Origin of the sequence: Pseudomonas sp. CFII64 (genome assembly GCF_000416235.1) — a bacterium.
Lineage (GTDB): Bacteria > Pseudomonadota > Gammaproteobacteria > Pseudomonadales > Pseudomonadaceae > Aquipseudomonas.
Map to the genome: position 1 here is coordinate 521,559 of NZ_ATLO01000049.1, position 16,957 is coordinate 538,515.

The following is a 16,957-nucleotide window of genomic DNA, read 5'->3' on the forward strand; positions in this document are numbered from 1 at the left end:
TATGCCGCTCCGATAGTCCAGAGAGAACTTCATACCGCTAATGGTGGTAATCATCAAAAATGATTGAGCCCACTAAAGCTGCTTTTTATAGAACGAAATCAAACCCTCACGGCTTTTATCAGTCGAACAGCAAAGTCGTACGCAATGCGCCCGCGGGGGTGGTTGTCATCTGGAGAATCGTGCAATGACGCGCAGTCGTAAAATTTTTGCCTGGACCGGTGCTGTCCTGTTGTTGGTCCTGGCTGTATTGGTCATTGTGATCGCCACGTTTGACTGGAACCGCATCAAGCCGACCCTCAACGAAAAAGTCAGTGCAGCGCTGCATCGCCCGTTCGCCATCAACGGCAATCTGGCCGTGCTGTGGGCCCGTGAGCCGGAGCAGGGTGGTTGGCGCGCGTGGGTGCCTTGGCCGCACTTCGTCGCTGAAGACCTGAGCCTGGGCAATCCTGACTGGTCGAAAACCCCGCAAATGGCCACCTTGAAACGCGTCGAATTTCGCCTGGCGCCGTTGCCGTTGCTTTGGCAAAACGTGGTCATTCCGCGCATCGACCTGACCGGGCCGGATGCGAAACTTGAGCGCCTGGCCGATGGCCGCGCCAACTGGACGTTTGACCTGCCCAAGTCCGACCCGAATGCGCAACCTTCGAAATGGGTGCTGGATATCGGCGCAATCAAGTTTGACCAAGGCCTGGTCAGCTTCAATGACCAGACTCTGAAGACTCAAGTGGATGTGGTCATCGATCCGCTGGGCAAGCCGATTCCGTTCAGCGACATCGTCGGCAGCGGCGAAGCGAAAAAAGCCAGGGACAAAGGCATTACGCCGCAGGATTACGCGTTTGCCCTTAGCTATAAAGGCCAGTATCACGGCCAGAAACTCAACGGCACCGGCAAAGTCGGCGGTCTGCTGGCGCTCAAGGATGCCGCGCAACCGTTCCCGGTGCAGGCCGACGTGCAGATCGGCGATACCCACGCGACCGTGGCCGGCACCTTGATCGATCCGCAGAATCTCGGTGCGCTGGATCTGCGCCTGAAACTGTCCGGCAGCAGCCTGGGCAATCTGTATCCACTGACCGGCGTGACCTTGCCCGACTCGCCAGCGTACGCCACCGACGGTCATCTGATCGCCAAATTACACGACCCGGCGGGCGCGAATTTCCGTTACGAAGGCTTCAACGGCAAGATCGGCAACAGCGACATTCATGGCGACCTCGGCTTCGTTGCCAGCCAGCCAAGGCCGAAACTGACCGGCGCGCTGGTTTCCAATCAATTGCTGTTCACCGACCTGGCGCCGCTGATCGGGGCGGACTCCAACGCCGCGCAGAAAAAACGCGGCGGCGACAGCAAGCAGCCCGCAGGCAAAGTGCTGCCCGTCGAGGAATTCCAGACCGATCGCTGGCGCGCCATGGACGCTGACGTTGAGTTCACCGGCAAGAAAATCGTGCAGAGCCCGGACTTGCCGTTCTCTGATCTGTATACCCATGTCGTCCTCGACGACGGCCAGCTCAGCCTGCAACCCCTGCGTTTCGGCGTCGCGGGCGGCAAGCTCGATGCGGATGTGCGTCTGGATGGGCGCAATCAGCAGCTGCAAGGCCGCGCCAAGGTTTCGGCGCGCAAACTCAAGCTCAAGCAGCTGTTCCCGACCTTTGAACCGATGAAGACCAGTTTCGGTGAGCTGAACGGCGATGCGGATATCGGCGGTCGCGGCAATTCCATTGCGGCGTTGCTGGGCAGCGCCAATGGCGATCTGAAGATGCTGGTCAACGATGGCGCGATCAGCCGCAGCCTGATGGAGATCGCCGGGCTTAACGTCGGCAACTACGTGGTCGGCAAATTGTTCGGCGACAAGGACGTGAAGATCAATTGCGCGGCTTCGGACATGGGCATCAAGGACGGTCTGTTGAGCACGCGGTTGTTCGTGTTCGATACCGAGAACGCGATTATCTACATCGATGGCACGGCGAACTTCAAGACCGAGCAACTGGACCTGGCGATCAAACCAGAATCCAAGGGCTTCCGCGTCTTCTCCCTGCGTTCGCCGTTGTACGTGCGCGGCCCGTTCGCCAAACCAAGTGCCGGCGTGCAAACCGGCCCGCTGTTGCTGCGTGGTGCTGGCATGGTGCTGTTGGGCGCGGCGATAGGCCCTGCGGCAGGCTTGCTGGCGCTGGTGGCACCCAGCAGCGGTGACGTACCCAACCAATGCACGCCACTGCTTCAGCAGATGCGCGAAGGCAAGGCGCCGAAGACGGTGCAGTGAGGGCTGAGCGAATCTGTACAACTTCGTAGGACCGGCTTTAGCCGGGAGGACGTCCTCCCGGCTAAAGCCGGTCCTACGGATTGCGCTTCCTGCGGATTGCGCATAACGGTTACAACAATTACAGATCCTTCAAGATATCCGCCATGTCATCGGCGTGCTCTTCTTCCTGACCGAGGATGGTTTCGAAGATGCGACGGGTAGTCGGATCCTGTTCGCCAATGTACTGAATGATTTCGCGGTAGCTGTCGATAGCGATGCGTTCGGCCACCAGGTCTTCGTAAACCATTTCCTTGAGGGTGTTGCCCGCAACGTATTGCGCGTGGGAGTTCTTGGACAGCAGGTCCGGGTTGAACTCCGGCTCGCCGCCCAGTTGCACGATACGTTCGGCCAGCAGATCGGCGTGTTCGGCTTCCTGTTGGGCGTGCTCCAGAAACTCGGCGGCAGCGGTAGCCGCTTTCAGACCGGTCGCCATGTAGTAGTGACGTTTGTAGCGCAGCACGCAGACCAGCTCGGTGGCCAGTGACTCGTTGAGCAGGCGCAGGACGGTTTCCCGGTCGGCGCTGTAGCCTTCGGTCACGGCGCCGTTTTCCACGTTCAGGCGGGCGCGCTGGCGCAGGGTGCTGACATCAGAGAGTTGCTGTGAATCGTTCATCTTGAGTCTCCAAAGGCTAATCCGGTTATCCGTCTCGCTCTTGATGCGTCAGTGGGTAAAGCGGTTGCTGACGCCCGGCAGGATCGGTCATAGGTTGTGAGTCGCCCTTGGTGCAAAAAGTTTTATGCCAAAAACTATCAGCGCAATTGGCAAATATTAACGAAACGAGCGTGATGCGCTGCGGTCCCAGTTTTGAGACGTAAAATTACTGGAGATTCACAATGCTTAAGTTCCTGGGCAGCACCATCGGTATCATCTTTCTGATTGGCCTGGTCGTGGTTATCGCCTTGTTCAAGCTGGTTTTCTAAGCGCGCCACCCAACGCTACGCAAGAAAAAGCCCGACGCTTACGCAGTCGGGCTTTTTCGTTTATGCCTGCATCACGTCACGTGAGCTACATCACATCGCGCGTTCGTTGGCTTCGCGTTGTTCGCAGGTCATGAAACCTTTGTTATCAACGCGGCCGTTGGCGTCGAAGCTGACGTGGAACACTTGCTCATGCCCGTCTTTGTTGAGCACGTAGTTGTTGCACATGCCGGGATGAACCTTGCGCTGCACGCGAGTGGATGGCGTGCCGCCAATGGTCAGGACCTGAGTTTGCGTCATGCCGTTTTCAACTTGCTTGACCAGCGGCTGGTCGCGATAGGTCACGAAGTCCACAGGGTTTTGCGGCGTTGTATTGGCGCAACCGGTCACTGCCGCCAGTACAAACATTGCCGCCAGGCTCTTCTTGAACATGAAAGTCACTCCAGATGACTGAGCCATTGTTGGCCCGTTGCAGCTTTGAGCGGTCGAGGTGGGCGAGAGTTCGATTATTTGATGGCCTTCGGGCATTACTCACTGAAAATGATTGCCTGTCATATTGCCGCGCCAGTCTGGGCCTGCTCTTTGGTCAATTGCCGCTATGGTTCAAGCATTCAACCGACGATTGCACGAGGAGGCTATTCATGAGGAAAAAACAGGCGACGCGTTATCCGCTGGTGTTGGTCCCCGGTTTGCTGGGCTTTGTGCGGCTGGTGTTTTATTCCTATTGGTTCGGCATTGTCAGGGCGTTGCGCCGCGACGGCTCAACGGTGATTCCGGTCATGGTCTCGGCGGTCAACTCATCTGAAGTGCGGGGTGAGCAGTTGATCGAACGGATCAGGGAAATTCTCAAGGAAACCGGGGCCGAGAAGGTCAATCTGTTCGGCCATAGTCAGGGCGCACTGACCATTCGCTACGCCGCCGCCAGGCATCCCGAGCTGGTGGCGTCGGTGACTTCCGTCGCCGGCCCGAATCATGGCTCGGAACTGGCCGACTTTCTGGAGAAGAATTTCCCACCCGGAACCCTGCGCGGTCTGTTGCTCAACGCTGCGATACGCCTGACTGTGTGGATCATGGCGCTGCTGGACACCGGCTATCGCGGCACCCGTTTGCCCACCGATGTCGATGCCGCGCACCACTCGCTGACCAGTGCTGGCGTGGCGTTGTTCAACAGCCAGTATCCCCAGGGGTTGCCGCAAACCTGGGGCGGGCAGGGCGCGGAACTGGTCAACGGCGTGCGCTATTACTCGTGGTCCGGGACGATCCAGAAAGGCTTCAGCGACAAGGGTGGCAATCGAATTGATGGCACCAACGTAACCTGTCGAATATTCGCTCGCACGTTCACAAAAGAGCGAGGTCAATGTGATGGCATGGTCGGGCGTTTCAGTTCTCATCTGGGCACTGTGATTGGGGATGACTACCCCCTCGACCATTTTGACATCGTCAACCAGACCTTCGGGCTGGTCGGCAAGGGTGTTGATCCCGTTGGGTTGTTTGTTGAACATGCCGCGCGCCTCAAGGCCGCCGGTCTTTAGCTCGTTTTGAGCCGTGGTTCGTAGTCTGCCGATCAAAGAGGTCGGCAATGGAGTGATGCGATGAGCGACAAAGAACACTATGAAATCGAATACACCCTGGCGGGTGAGCACCATGTGGATGTGATCGAGAACCTGGACGTCCCGATCATTGAGGTGGTCCAGGAGCTGGCGCTCAAGCATCACGTCGCGCTGGAAGATGACCTGCACGACATCAATGAGTCCTACACCGGAATGCCTCACGCTTTGGGCATCACCGATGTATCGATTCACAGTGTCGAGAATGAGGAATCGGCCAGCGCTTCCTGATCGACGCTGTTGATGCAAGGGTGTCCTCACGTTGTCACGGGAGACACCTTCGCAGTCACACTCGGTTGACTACACTGCCAGACAGGACGTACTCATCAGTGCGCCAGTCCGGGAGAGAAGATCAATGAAATTCCTGCGTGTCCCTTTATTGCTCATGAGCCTGCTGATGTGTGCCCAGGGTTTTGCGGCCACTGCCCAGCAAAACAAAATGACCACCTGCAACGCGGACGCTTCGGCCAAAGCCCTCAAGGGTGACGAGCGCAAAGCGTTCATGAGCACCTGTCTGAAGGCCTCCCCGCCTCAAACCCAGCAAGACAAAATGAAAACCTGCAACGCAACCGCCGGCACCCAGGCGCTCAAAGGCGATGCGCGCAAAGCGTTCATGAGTGACTGTCTCAAGAAGAAATAAATTTCCTGCGCCCCGCGCGCTTTAAACGCTTATTCAGTGCAATAAATCCTGTGGTTGCGGACTATGCTGTCGGCCGCAATCACAGCGATGAGTCGTCAGACCTCGGACCACTGGTCCTCGACTCAGAACGCTGGCAGACTGCCTCCCTCTTTGTGCCGCTGTCTTGAGGCTATATGCCAACGTTTTCTGCACGACAAGTTTTGTTGGCCAGCTGGATTCTGGTGTTCGGCGGCCTGTTGATGGTATTGCCGTTCAAACTCCTGCCGAGCCTGCTCGCCGGTTTGCTGGTTTACGAACTGGTCAACATGCTCACGCCGCAGCTGCAAAGGCTCATCGCCGGCCCGCGTGCGCGCTGGGTCGCGGTGGCATTGCTCGGCACGCTGGTGGTCAGCGTACTGGCGCTGATTTTTGCCGGTGCAATCAGCTTCGTCCTGCACGAAGCCGAGAATCCTGGCGCTTCACTGGACAAGTTCATGGTGCTGGTGGATCGGGCGCGGGGCCAGTTGCCGCCGTTCGTTGACAGCTATTTGCCGGCCAGCGCAGCGGAGTTCCGGGTTTCCCTGGGCGAGTGGATCCAGAAGCATGTGGGCGAACTGCAGATGCTCGGCAAAGGTGCCGCGCACATGTTCGTGACCTTGCTGATCGGCATGGTGCTGGGCGCAATCATTGCCCTGCAGCAGATTTCCGACGTGCACACGCGCAAGCCGCTGGCCGCCGCGCTGTTCAATCGCTTGAGCCTGCTGAGCCGCGCGTTCCGCAATATCGTCTTCGCCCAGATCAAGATTTCCCTGCTCAACACCGCCTTCACCTCAGTGTTTCTCGCCGTGGTCCTGCCACTGTGTGGCATTCATCTGCCGCTGACCAAAACCCTGATCATCATGACCTTCTTGCTCGGCTTGCTGCCGGTGGTGGGCAATCTGATGTCCAACACGCTGATCTTCATCGTCGGCATGTCGCTGTCGATCTGGGTGGCGATGGCCGCGCTGGGTTATCTGATCGTGATCCACAAGGTCGAGTATTTCCTCAACGCCCGCATCGTCGGCGGGCAGATCAATGCCAAGTCGTGGGAATTGCTCATGGCGATGCTGATCTTCGAAGCCGCGTTCGGCCTGCCGGGTGTGGTGGCGGGGCCGATTTATTACGCGTACCTGAAAAGCGAGTTGCAGAAGGAAGGGTTGGTGTAGGTAACGGCTCCGGCCCGGGCGCGCTCCCGGCTTTACCGTAACGCTTCTTCGCCTCAATCGCCAAACCGCTGCCGATGCTGCCGAAGATATTGCCTTCGACATGCCGGGCGTTGGGCAGCATCGCCGAGATGCTGTTGCGCAGCGCCGGGATGCCGCTTGAACCCCCAGTGAAGAACACCGTATCAACCTGATCGACACGCGCCCCGGCTTTGGTCAGCAACTCCGAAACACTGTTGCGCACCCGCTCCAGTTGCGAATCGATGGCCGCTTCGAACATCACGCGGGTCAGGTCCACACTCAATCCCGGCTCAATGCGATCCATCGGCAGATGGCGGCTTTCAGCGTGGGTCAGCTGGATCTTGGTTTCTTCCACTTCCATGGCCAGCCAGTGGCCCGCGCGCTGTTCGATGAGCTTGAACAGGCGGTCGATGCCCTGGGTGTCTTCGATGTCGTAACGCATGCTGCCCAATGCCAGCTGGGATTTCTGCGAGTACACCGAGTTGATGGTGTGCCAGGTCGCGAGGTTCATGTGATGGCTGGTGGGCATGTAAGCCTGGCTTTTCATGCGGCTGCCATAGCCGAACAGCGGCATGACGCCCTGAATGCTCAGCTGCTTGTCGAAGTCGGTGCCGCCGATATGCACGCCACCGGTGGCCAGAATGTCTTCGTGGCGGTCGTCATAGAAACGACGATCCGGCGACAGACGCACCAGCGAGAAGTCCGAAGTACCGCCGCCGATGTCGACGATCAGCACCAGCTCTTCGCGGGTAATGGTCGACTCGTAGTCGAACGCCGCCGCAATCGGCTCGTACTGGAACGAGACATCCTTGAAACCGATCTTGCGCGCGACCTCGGCCAGGGTGTCTTCGGCTTCCTGATCCGCGCCTATGTCGTCATCGACGAAATGCACCGGGCGACCCAGCACCACTTCTTCGAATTCACGCCCGGCGGTGTCCTCGGCGCGCTTTTTCAGCTCGCCGATGAACAGTGCCAGCAAATCCTTGAACGGCATGGCCGTGCCCAGCACGCTGGTGTCGTGCTTGATCAGCCTAGAACCCAGCAGGCTCTTGAGCGAGCGCATCAGGCGGCCTTCGTAGCCTTCCAGATACTCGTGCAGCGCGAGGCGGCCATACACCGGACGGCGCTCCTCCATATTGAAGAACACCACCGATGGCAGGGTGATTTTGTCGTCCTCCAGCGCGATCAGCGATTCCATGCCCGGTCGCAGCCAGCCGACCGTGGAATTGGACGTGCCGAAGTCGATACCGCAGGCACGTGCTGGGGATTGGTCATTCATGTCTTTTACGTTCCAGTCAAAAAACGGCCGCGCAGTGTATGTCAGTGCATCGCGGATGCGTAGCGCGAAACGTCGGTTATACACAGTTATCTTCGTGGCCGACTTGAAGTGAGCGCGCCGACCCCCAATCTTCAGGGAATTGTCAGCTACGCAGACCGTCGAACGCTTCAAGTATCAAGTCAGCAGGTTCGGCGGCCGATATATCAAGACGTTAATTGATCCAGATGCCTCAAATGCGAGCATGCTATGCGCAGAATAGAGCGCACCAGGCTGCGCTGGATAACCGGGGACGACTGTTAGATGGACTTCAAAGACTATTACAAGATTCTTGGGCTGGAGCCGACTGCGGACGACAAGGCGATCAAGGTCGCCTACCGCAAGCTGGCGCGCAAGTATCACCCCGACGTCAGCAAAGAAGCGGGCGCGGAAGAGAAATTCAAAGAGGCCAGCGAAGCTTATGAGGTGCTGAAAAGCCCGGAAAAGCGCGCTGAATACGACGAGCTGCGCAAATACGGGCAGCAGGGTCGACCGTTTCAGGGCCCGCCGGGCTGGCAGAGCCGTGCCGGCGCGGGAGCTGGTGGTTTCGGCGACGATACAGGCGATTTCTCCGATTTTTTCAGCTCGATCTTTGGTGGTCGAGCGCAGCAAGGCGGTCGTGCGCGCAGCACCGGTCGTCGAGGACAGGATGTGGAAATGGAGCTCGCGATCTTCCTCGAAGAAACGCTTTCGGCAGAATCCAAGCAGGTCAGCTTCAAGGTGCCGCAGTACAACCCTGCTGGCCAGCGCATGGCTGATATCACCAAGACGCTGAACGTGAAGATCCCGGCCGGCGTGGTCGATGGCGAGCGCATTCGCCTCAAGGGGCAGGGCGCTCCGGGAGTTGCCGGTGGCGAGAATGGTGATCTATACCTGATTATCAGACTGGCGCCGCACCCTAAATTCGACGTCGAGGGCCACGACCTGATCATCACCGTGCCGCTGGCGCCGTGGGAAGCGGCGCTGGGTGCCAAGGTTGCCGTGCCGACCCTGACCGGCAAGATCAACCTGACCATTCGTCCTGACAGCCAGACCGGTCAGCGATTGCGCGTCAAAGGCAATGGTCTGATGAACAAGAAAGGCGAGCGCGGCGATCTGTATGCGCAGATCAAAGTCGTCATGCCGCCGTCCACCGACGAAGCCACCAAAGCGCTCTGGCAAACGCTGGCTGACAAGGCGGCATTTGATCCGCGGGCCCAATGGAGTAACTGATCATGAGCCACACCCTGATCGTTGAGCTGGATATGAAGCAATTCTGTCAGGTGACCGACATGCCGGCCGCCTACGTGATCGAAATCGTCGAACACGGCATCCTCGAACCTCAGGGTCGCAAGCCGGATGAATGGCTGTTCGACGACCAGGCGCTGATCGTCGCCCGGCGTGCGGCGAAATTGCGACGGGAGCTGGAGCTGGAGTGGGAAGGCGTTGCCCTGGCGCTGGATCTGCTCAACGAGCTGGAACAGGTCCGCGCGGAAAACCGCATGCTCAAGCAGCGGCTTGGACGGTTTTTGCAGGAATAATTTCGTTGGACGCGTGCTGCATCAAAGGCTTTTCGGCAACACCACGGTAAACGTCGTCCCATCGTTGGCATTGGACGTCACGGTAATGCTTCCGCCATGGGCGTTGACCACTTCCTTGACGATGAACAATCCCAGGCCAAGGCTGGTGGACGGGCCTTTTGCTTCTTGCTCGGCGCTGGGATTGCGTACCAGCGGATCGAAGATGCTGCCGATAGCGTTCTCGTCGATGGGGTTGCCCAGGTTGTGCACCACCAGCTCGACGTTGTCGTCCTCGCCGGTAATGCGGATGGAGATTTCCTGGCTTGCCGAGCCATGCTGCAAGGCGTTGCCGATCAGGTTTTGCAGCAACTGGTTGATGCGGCCCTGATCCCATTGCCCGCTGGTGTCGCCATGCACGCTCAGCACCGGATCGCATTCGGGCTGGCCGGCGCAGGCTTCTTCGATTGCTTCGCGACAGGCGACGGCCAGATCCATGTGCTTGCGCTCCACCGGCAAACTGGCGCCCAGGCGGCTGCGCACGAACTCCAGCAAATCACTGACCATCGCGCCCATATGCCGCGTGCCACTCTTGATGCGCGCCAGATAGGTTTGCGAGGCAGCGTCCAGCTTGCCTTTGCGCTCCAACAGGTCAGCGGACATGCTCACGGCCTGCAGCGGTGCACGCAGGTCGTGACCGAGAATCGCCAGGAAGATATCCCGCGAGCGTGCGACTTGCTCGGCATACGCAGCCGTGGATTCGGCCAGCGCTTCGTCGATAGCTTCGTTGAAGCGAATCATGTCGGTGAAGTAGGCCAGGTTGGGCTCTTTCAGGCTTTCAACCCAGAGCCGAATGACACTGGCGCGCAGATGGCGGAACTCCGAGGTCATCTGCACCAGATCGAAACCCACGACATGCCGCAGTTCACCATGGCTGGCGGCGGCTTCATCCAGGCTCGGGGTTTTATTCAGTTCTTCGCCCTTGGACTTGGCGGCCTGCTCGCTCTTGGTCTGCGCGGTATTCATGTCCCGCGCGGCGGCGAGCAGAATCGCCCTGGAGTGATCGCGCAGCTCTTCGCGGCTCATCAGGTCGGCAGCCGGTTTGATGGTCTTGGCGAAGTTTTCCCACTCATCGACGATGCGATCCACATGAGCGACGATGAAATCGGAAAGGCGCATGGCCGAGTACCTTGCTGCGGGAGCGGTAAGAAGAGATGACGCGCATCTTACCGCCTTTGGCCGGACCGACATACATCCGTTTCAATAGTTCTACATCGCCACTGTCATTTATGACAGGTAGACGGAGTGGGAGTGCGGTTGTAGGTTAATTCCGGGGGCTTCATCGGAAAGGGAGATTCAAAAAATGTTGAAAGCAGAGTTTGTCGCATCTATCGAAGAACAGATCAATCTGGCGTCACAACGCATTCAAAAGAGCAAAAGTGCAACGTTCGACGATCTTGCGTTCGGGAAGCTGGGTTTTCTCCTCGCCTTGCGTCGGGTGCTTAACGGGGTCGGCAGTGCCGAGGACCTGGGGCTGATGGACGCAGTCAACGATTCACTACAGGCGTTGAAGTTGCTCGACCGCAATAAGAGCTTTCTTGCTGGAATCAAGTAGGCCTCGGTCAGGACCATAACTACAGGGAAGGAGTTAACCATGCGCGTAATTGAAGTGGATGATGACAGTTTTCAAGACGTGGTTTTCAACTCGGACAAGCTGGTAATAGCTGAATTCAGCGGTCCGGGAATGGATGAGCACGGCGATTCGAACGGCAGCTCAGAAGTCGGTGAAGTGATGGAGTTGCTGGCCGAGGAGTTTGGTCACTCGGTGGTGGTGTTACGAATCCATAAGGACAACTGTGAAGCCACGGCTGAAATCTATGAAGTCGAAAGCGTTCCCACGGTGCTTTTTTTCAAGAACGGAAATAGGGTGCATAGAGAGACAGGATTTCGTGAGTGGAACGTGGACGCGGAGGCGAAGAGGTACAAACCGCTGATTAAAGAGTTCGAGTAGCGCCACTGATGTACAAATGGGGCCTTGTTCAGCCAAGGCCCGATTGTTTCCTAGAACAGAAAGTAGCGCTGCGCCATCGGCAACACATCCGCCGGTTCACACCACAGCAACACGCCGTCGGCCTTGACCTGGTATGTCTGCGGATCAACGTCGATGTTGGGCAGGTAGTCGTTGTGGATCAGGTCTTTTTTCTGCACGTTGCGACAGCCTTTGACCACGCTGATGGTCTTTTTCAGGCCCAGTGACTCGGGAATCCCTGCGTCGAACGCCGCCTGGCTGATGAATGTCAGGCTGGTCGCGTGCAGCGAGCTGCCGTAGCTGGCGAACATCGGGCGGTAATGCACCGGCTGCGGGGTCGGAATCGACGCGTTGGCATCGCCCATCAAGCTGGCGGCAATGGCGCCGCCCTTGAGAATCAGGCTCGGCTTGACGCCGAAAAACGCCGGACGCCACAGGACCAGATCCGCCCACTTGCCGACTTCGATCGAGCCCACCTCATGGCTGATGCCGTGGGTGATCGCCGGGTTGATGGTGTATTTGGCGATGTAGCGCTTGGCGCGGAAGTTGTCGTTACCTTCGCCATCCTGAGGCAGCGGGCCGCGCTGTTTCTTCATTTTGTCGGCGGTCTGCCAGGTGCGCATGATCACTTCGCCCACCCGGCCCATGGCCTGGCTGTCGGAGCTGAGCATCGAGAACGCGCCCAGATCGTGCAGGATGTCTTCGGCAGCAATGGTTTCCCGGCGAATACGACTTTCCGCGAAGGCCACGTCTTCGGCGATGCTCGGGTCCAGGTGATGGCAAACCATCAGCATGTCCAGGTGTTCATCGATGGTGTTGCGGGTGAACGGGCGGGTCGGGTTGGTCGAGCTGGGCAACACGTTGGGGAAACCGCACGCCTTGATGATGTCCGGCGCATGACCGCCGCCCGCGCCTTCGGTGTGATAGGTGTGGATCGTGCGGTTCTTGAACGCCGCCAGCGTGGTCTCGACGAAGCCGGATTCGTTCAGGGTGTCGGTATGGATCGCGACCTGCACATCGTAGTCGTCAGCAACACTCAGGCAGTTATCGATGGCCGCTGGCGTGGTGCCCCAGTCTTCGTGCAGCTTCAGGCCGATGGCGCCGGCCTTGACCTGCTCGATCAGCGGTCCCGGCAGGCTGACGTTGCCCTTGCCGGTGAAACCGATGTTCATCGGGAAAGAATCCGCCGCCTGCAGCATGCGCGCCAGGTGCCACGGGCCGGGCGTGACGGTGGTGGCGTTGGTGCCGGTCGCCGGGCCGGTGCCGCCGCCGATCATGGTGGTGACGCCACTCATCAGCGCTTCTTCGATCTGCTGCGGGCAGATGAAGTGAATGTGGGTGTCGACGCCGCCCGCGGTAAGAATCATGCCTTCACCGGCGATGACTTCGGTGGCCGCGCCGATGGCAATGGTCACGTCGGGCTGGATATCCGGGTTCCCGGCTTTGCCGATGGCGGCGATACGGCCGTTCTTGATGCCAACGTCCGCCTTGACGATGCCCCAGTGATCGATGATCAACGCGTTGGTGATCAGCGTGTCGACCACGTCTTCGGCCATTAACTGACCCTGGCCCATGCCGTCACGGATGACCTTGCCACCACCGAACTTCACTTCTTCGCCATAGGTGGTGAAGTCTTTCTCGACCTCGATCCACAGTTCGGTATCGGCCAACCGGACGCGGTCGCCAACGGTAGGGCCGAACATGTCGGCGTAGGCTTGGCGGCTGATCTTCATAGTGATTCCTTGAATTCAAAAATATATCGCGGCGCACGCAGGAACTGATCCGTAGGACCGGCTTTAGCCGGGAGAGGGTCGGTGTATTCGGCGTATTTGCGGGAACAGAAATCCGCCCTCCCGGCTAAAGCCGGTCCTACGGGAGATCGGTGATCTACAGATCCCCCATCACCCGCCCGGCAAAACCGAACACCCGGCGATGGCCGGCCAGATCCACCAGTTCCACATCCCGCGACTGGCCTGGCTCGAAGCGCACGGCGGTGCCGGCCGGGATGTTCAGGCGCATGCCACGGCTGGCGGCGCGGTCGAAGGTCAGCGCGTCATTGGTCTCGAAAAAATGAAAGTGCGAGCCGACCTGAATCGGTCGGTCGCCGCTGTTGGCGACGTTCAGGCTAAGGGTGCGGCGACCGGCGTTGAGTTCGATCTCGCCGGGTTGAATCTGATATTGGCCAGGAATCATGCAGGTTGTCCCAGAGTCTTGAAATAGATGGCGGTGGGCGTGTAACGGCCGTCCGGGCTTTGGCAATAGTTGGGCAGTTCACCGACGCGGACGTAGCCCAGGGCGCGATAAAACGCTTCGGCGGGCGAGCCGGCTTCGGTGTCCAGATGCAGCAGGCCGCGCTGATACTGAGCGGCGGCTTTCTCCACCGCCTGCATCAGTTGCTGGCCCAGACCGCGTCGCTGAGCGTCATTGCGCACCAGCAGTTTCTGCACTTCGGCGCGGTTCAGGCCGTTGGGTTTCTGGCACAGCGACAGTTGCGCGCTGGCCAGGACCTTTTCGTTCTCGACCACAACCCACAGCAACAGGCTGTTGCTTTCCAGGTCGGTCTTGAGTCCGTCGCACCAGGCGTAGGCCTGCTCGACGTCCAGGTCGGCCATGAAACCCACCGAGGCGCCGTTTTTCACAGCGTCCAATAGCAACTCGACCAAACCATGGCGATAGTGTGCAAAGCTTTCGGCATTGACGCGCCGTAACTGGGCAGGGTTCATGAGCGCCTCTCTAGATGTTCAATGTTGGGGCCAGCGAAGCCGGGGCCGAAGCGCCCGGTGTCAGATCAAGCTGCATGAAGGTCAGGTCCAGCCAGCGGCCGAACTTGGTGCCGACTTGCGGCATGTGGCCAGAAACGATGAAGCCTAGTCGCTGATGCAGGCGCACGGAGGCGGCATTGCCACTTTCGATGGCAGCGACCATCACATGCTTGTCGCAGGTCTGGGCGCGTTCGATCAAGGCTTTCATCAACAGCGGCCCAAGCCCATTGCCGCGTTGGTCGGCGCGGATGTACACCGAATGCTCGACGGTATGGCGAAAACCTTCGAACGGCCGCCAATCGCCAAACGCTGCATACCCCAGCACTTCGCTCTCGGCATCGACCGCGATCAGGATCGGATAGCCCTGAGCCTGGCGCGCATCGAACCACGCCTGGCGGTTGGCCAGATCCACCGGCTGTTCATTCCAGATTGCCGTCGTGTTGAGCACTGCGTCGTTGTAAATCGTCAGGATGCCAGGCAAGTCGGTTGCCAGCGCATCGCGAATCAAGTCAGTCATGATCGGCTCCACAATTCCTATTGGGGTCAGGCAATCGGCTGATGGACGGTAACCAGCTTGGTGCCGTCGGGAAACGTCGCTTCGACCTGGATTTCCGGGATCATTTCCGGGATGCCTTCCATGACTTGCTCGCGGGTCAGCAGCGTCGTGCCGTAGTGCATCAGGTCCGCCACGGTCTGCCCATCACGCGCGCCTTCGAGCAGCGCGGCGGAGATAAACGCCATGGCTTCCGGGTAATTGAGCTTTACGCCCCGGGCCAGACGCCGTTCAGCAACCAGGCCAGCGGTGAAAATCAGCATCTTGTCTTTTTCGCGGGGTGTCAGGTCCATTTTTTTTCCAGTTTGAAAGTAATGGGTTCGCTCGAGGACCGTAGGAGCGACTTCAGTCGCGAGCCGCTCAATTGCCTCCCGGCTAAAGCCGGTCCTGCAAAGATTCGCGGCCAAGCCTCGCTCCAACAGGTTTTATGTCAGGTACTCCAGATCCTCGGCGGCAATGCCTCGCGACCCAATAAAGCCGGACGCAGCAGCTTCCATAATTCGATCAGCCAGGCCCGCGCATGCAGCGCTTCATCGGCCAGGCAACGCGCCACCAGCAAACCGGGCAATTGCGTCAGGTCGCCGCGCACCGGGTTGCTTAGCGAACGGCAGGCTTCAAGCAGTTCGCTGTCCACTTCACCGGTGATCAGCAGCGTGGCGAACACGGTCTTGCCATCCAGGCCAATCGGCGAATCGAGCAAGCCGTCGCCACCGATGATGCGTTGCCGTTCATGCCAGAGCAACCGGCCATCACGGCGGATATCCACATGCGATTGAAAATGGCCACTGGCAAAACGCTCGCCGCTCGCCGGTCGACCCAGCGCCACGACATCCCAGTACAGCAGCTTCGCATCGCCTTGCAGCTCGATACGCGTGGTCAGTTCGGCCCGCGCGGCGCTGAACACGATGGTTTCCTGCGGCAGCCACTCCAGCGTCGCACCGGCCTCGACGGTCAGATCAAGTTGCTGATACGCCGGACCGGCCGCGCGATACCACTTGGCCGCGCCGGGGCTGGTCAATTGCGCCCAGGCATCAGGCCCGACGTGGGCGCTGATATCCAGGCGATCGCCACCGGCAATGCCGCCGGGTGGGTGAACAATAATGTGCTGGCAGACTTGCGGACCTTCGGCATACAGATGCTTCTGCACCCGCAGCGGGCCTTTGTGCCGCCGCTGGACCGGGCGCGTGCTGTCGCCGAAACGTCCATAGCCCAGCTCCAGCTCGGCATGCCAGCTGGGGGTGAACAACGCGGTATGGGCGGGAAGGTTCATGTGAGTTCTATCGCAATGTCGTGGGCCTGCACCCTAGCGTAATGCAGGTCAGATGGTCACCAGACCGCGTACACCTTCGGCCTCCATGTTTTCGCCGCGCCCCTGCTGGACGATTTCGCCACGGGACATCACCAGATATTGGTCGGCCAGCTCGGCCGCGAAGTCATAAAACTGTTCGACCAACAAAATCGCCATGTCGCCACGTGCCGAGAGCTTCTTGATCACCGCGCCGATTTCCTTGATCACTGACGGCTGAATGCCTTCGGTGGGTTCGTCGAGGATCAGCAAACGTGGCCGACTGGCCAGCGCGCGACCAATGGCCAACTGCTGTTGCTGACCGCCGGACAAATCCCCGCCGCGTCGATGCTTCATTTGCAGCAGCACCGGAAACAGCTCGTAGATGAACGCCGGTACTTCTTTGGCTTCCGAGCCTGGAAAACGCGACAGGCCCATCAGCAGGTTTTCTTCCACGGTCAACCGCCCGAAAATCTCCCGGCCTTGCGGGACGTACGCGATACCGGCATGCACCCGTTGATGCGGCTTGAAACCGGTGATGGCCTTGCCTTCCCATTGCACCGCGCCTTCCCTGGAAGGCAGCAGCCCCATGAGCACCTTGAGCAAAGTGGTCTTGCCCACGCCGTTACGCCCCAGCAGGCACGTCACCTCGCCGACTTTCACGTCGAAAGACAAGCCGCGCAGAATGTGGCTGCCGCCGTAGTATTGGTGAAGCTTTTCGACCTGGAGCATTAATTCGTTCTCGCTATTGCGTTCGCCGTAGGACCGGCTTTAGCCGGGAGGAGGCCAGTACAACCCATACATCTCTCGCGTCTGAAACACAGTGCTCCCGGCTAAAGCCGGTCCTATGTATGGAC

20 protein-coding genes are annotated in these 16,957 nt (G+C 59.1%); 9 read left to right on the top strand and 11 right to left on the bottom strand.

Annotation, left to right across the window (positions count from 1 at the left end; translation table 11 throughout):
- Window positions 1-184 precede the first annotated feature (184 nt).
- Window positions 185-2,254 (top strand): AsmA family protein, encoded by a 2,070-nt coding sequence (locus tag CFII64_RS25210; RefSeq protein ID WP_020293694.1) that lies wholly within the window; start codon window positions 185-187, stop codon window positions 2,252-2,254.
- Window positions 2,255-2,372: 118 nt separating this feature from the next.
- Here the strand turns inward: CFII64_RS25210 and CFII64_RS25215 are convergent, their stop codons facing one another.
- Window positions 2,373-2,906: a bacterioferritin gene (locus tag CFII64_RS25215; protein ID WP_020293695.1), complete on the bottom strand. Its 534-nt coding sequence runs from the start codon at window positions 2,904-2,906 to the stop codon at window positions 2,373-2,375.
- A gap of 398 nt (window positions 2,907-3,304) precedes the next feature.
- On the bottom strand, window positions 3,305-3,643 hold the full coding sequence (gene osmE, locus CFII64_RS25220) for an osmotically-inducible lipoprotein OsmE (RefSeq protein ID WP_020293696.1): 339 nt from the start codon (window positions 3,641-3,643) through the stop codon (window positions 3,305-3,307).
- A 209-nt stretch (window positions 3,644-3,852) separates the two neighbouring features.
- Between osmE and CFII64_RS25225 the strand changes: the two genes are divergently transcribed.
- The 4 genes from CFII64_RS25225 to CFII64_RS25240 all read left to right on the top strand — a co-directional run bounded on the left by CFII64_RS25225 (window position 3,853) and on the right by CFII64_RS25240 (window position 6,642).
- Window positions 3,853-4,743: a triacylglycerol lipase gene (locus CFII64_RS25225; protein ID WP_020293697.1), complete on the top strand. Its 891-nt coding sequence runs from the start codon at window positions 3,853-3,855 to the stop codon at window positions 4,741-4,743.
- Between the two features lie 60 nt (window positions 4,744-4,803).
- Window positions 4,804-5,049 carry a hypothetical protein gene (locus CFII64_RS25230; RefSeq protein ID WP_020293698.1) on the top strand — a complete coding sequence of 82 codons (246 nt, stop codon included), beginning with the start codon at window positions 4,804-4,806 and terminating at the stop codon, window positions 5,047-5,049.
- A 124-nt stretch (window positions 5,050-5,173) separates the two neighbouring features.
- Window positions 5,174-5,458, top strand: a complete 285-nt coding sequence (locus CFII64_RS25235) for a PsiF family protein (RefSeq protein ID WP_020293699.1) — start codon at window positions 5,174-5,176, stop codon at window positions 5,456-5,458.
- A gap of 173 nt (window positions 5,459-5,631) precedes the next feature.
- Window positions 5,632-6,642: an AI-2E family transporter gene (locus CFII64_RS25240; protein WP_020293700.1), complete on the top strand. Its 1,011-nt coding sequence runs from the start codon at window positions 5,632-5,634 to the stop codon at window positions 6,640-6,642.
- On the opposite strand, the gene CFII64_RS25245 is transcribed toward CFII64_RS25240, so the two are convergent.
- Complete coding sequence (locus CFII64_RS25245) at window positions 6,533-7,939, bottom strand: Hsp70 family protein (protein WP_020293701.1); 1,407 nt, start codon at window positions 7,937-7,939, stop codon at window positions 6,533-6,535. The two genes, CFII64_RS25240 and CFII64_RS25245, sit on opposite strands and share 110 nt — an antisense overlap.
- Window positions 7,940-8,239: 300 nt before the next feature.
- Between CFII64_RS25245 and cbpA the strand changes: the two genes are divergently transcribed.
- Both cbpA and CFII64_RS25255 read left to right on the top strand, forming a co-directional pair.
- Window positions 8,240-9,187 (top strand): curved DNA-binding protein, encoded by a 948-nt coding sequence (cbpA, locus tag CFII64_RS25250; RefSeq protein ID WP_020293702.1) that lies wholly within the window; start codon window positions 8,240-8,242, stop codon window positions 9,185-9,187.
- A gap of 2 nt (window positions 9,188-9,189) precedes the next feature.
- Window positions 9,190-9,495 (top strand): chaperone modulator CbpM, encoded by a 306-nt coding sequence (locus CFII64_RS25255; RefSeq protein WP_020293703.1) that lies wholly within the window; start codon window positions 9,190-9,192, stop codon window positions 9,493-9,495.
- A gap of 21 nt (window positions 9,496-9,516) precedes the next feature.
- Here the strand turns inward: CFII64_RS25255 and CFII64_RS25260 are convergent, their stop codons facing one another.
- The gene (locus CFII64_RS25260) at window positions 9,517-10,650 is read right to left on the bottom strand and encodes a sensor histidine kinase KdpD (RefSeq protein ID WP_020293704.1); all 1,134 of its coding nucleotides are present in this window, start codon (window positions 10,648-10,650) and stop codon (window positions 9,517-9,519) included.
- A gap of 184 nt (window positions 10,651-10,834) precedes the next feature.
- On the opposite strand from CFII64_RS25260, the gene CFII64_RS25265 reads away from it, so the two are divergent.
- Window positions 10,835-11,086, top strand: coding sequence for a hypothetical protein (locus CFII64_RS25265; protein ID WP_020293705.1), 252 nt, complete (start codon window positions 10,835-10,837; stop codon window positions 11,084-11,086).
- 39 nt (window positions 11,087-11,125) lie between these two features.
- Entirely contained in the window at window positions 11,126-11,482 is a 357-nt protein-coding gene (locus CFII64_RS25270; RefSeq protein ID WP_020293706.1) for a co-chaperone YbbN, read from the top strand.
- A 50-nt stretch (window positions 11,483-11,532) separates the two neighbouring features.
- Here the strand turns inward: CFII64_RS25270 and ureC are convergent, their stop codons facing one another.
- The 7 genes from ureC to urtE form a co-directional block, all read right to left on the bottom strand.
- Complete coding sequence (gene ureC, locus CFII64_RS25275) at window positions 11,533-13,233, bottom strand: urease subunit alpha (protein WP_020293707.1); 1,701 nt, start codon at window positions 13,231-13,233, stop codon at window positions 11,533-11,535.
- Between the two features lie 154 nt (window positions 13,234-13,387).
- The gene (locus tag CFII64_RS25280; RefSeq protein ID WP_020293708.1) at window positions 13,388-13,693 is read right to left on the bottom strand and encodes an urease subunit beta; all 306 of its coding nucleotides are present in this window, start codon (window positions 13,691-13,693) and stop codon (window positions 13,388-13,390) included.
- Window positions 13,690-14,223 (bottom strand): GNAT family N-acetyltransferase, encoded by a 534-nt coding sequence (locus CFII64_RS25285; protein WP_020293709.1) that lies wholly within the window; start codon window positions 14,221-14,223, stop codon window positions 13,690-13,692. Before CFII64_RS25285 ends, CFII64_RS25280 begins: the two co-directional genes overlap by 4 nt.
- 10 nt (window positions 14,224-14,233) lie before the next feature.
- Window positions 14,234-14,779 (bottom strand): GNAT family N-acetyltransferase, encoded by a 546-nt coding sequence (locus CFII64_RS25290; RefSeq protein ID WP_020293710.1) that lies wholly within the window; start codon window positions 14,777-14,779, stop codon window positions 14,234-14,236.
- Window positions 14,780-14,805: 26 nt separating this feature from the next.
- On the bottom strand, window positions 14,806-15,108 hold the full coding sequence (locus tag CFII64_RS25295; protein WP_020293711.1) for an urease subunit gamma: 303 nt from the start codon (window positions 15,106-15,108) through the stop codon (window positions 14,806-14,808).
- Window positions 15,109-15,245: 137 nt separating this feature from the next.
- Window positions 15,246-16,085: an urease accessory protein UreD gene (locus tag CFII64_RS25300; RefSeq protein WP_020293712.1), complete on the bottom strand. Its 840-nt coding sequence runs from the start codon at window positions 16,083-16,085 to the stop codon at window positions 15,246-15,248.
- A gap of 48 nt (window positions 16,086-16,133) precedes the next feature.
- Window positions 16,134-16,832 (bottom strand): urea ABC transporter ATP-binding subunit UrtE, encoded by a 699-nt coding sequence (gene urtE / locus CFII64_RS25305; RefSeq protein WP_020293713.1) that lies wholly within the window; start codon window positions 16,830-16,832, stop codon window positions 16,134-16,136.
- Window positions 16,833-16,957 lie beyond the last annotated feature (125 nt).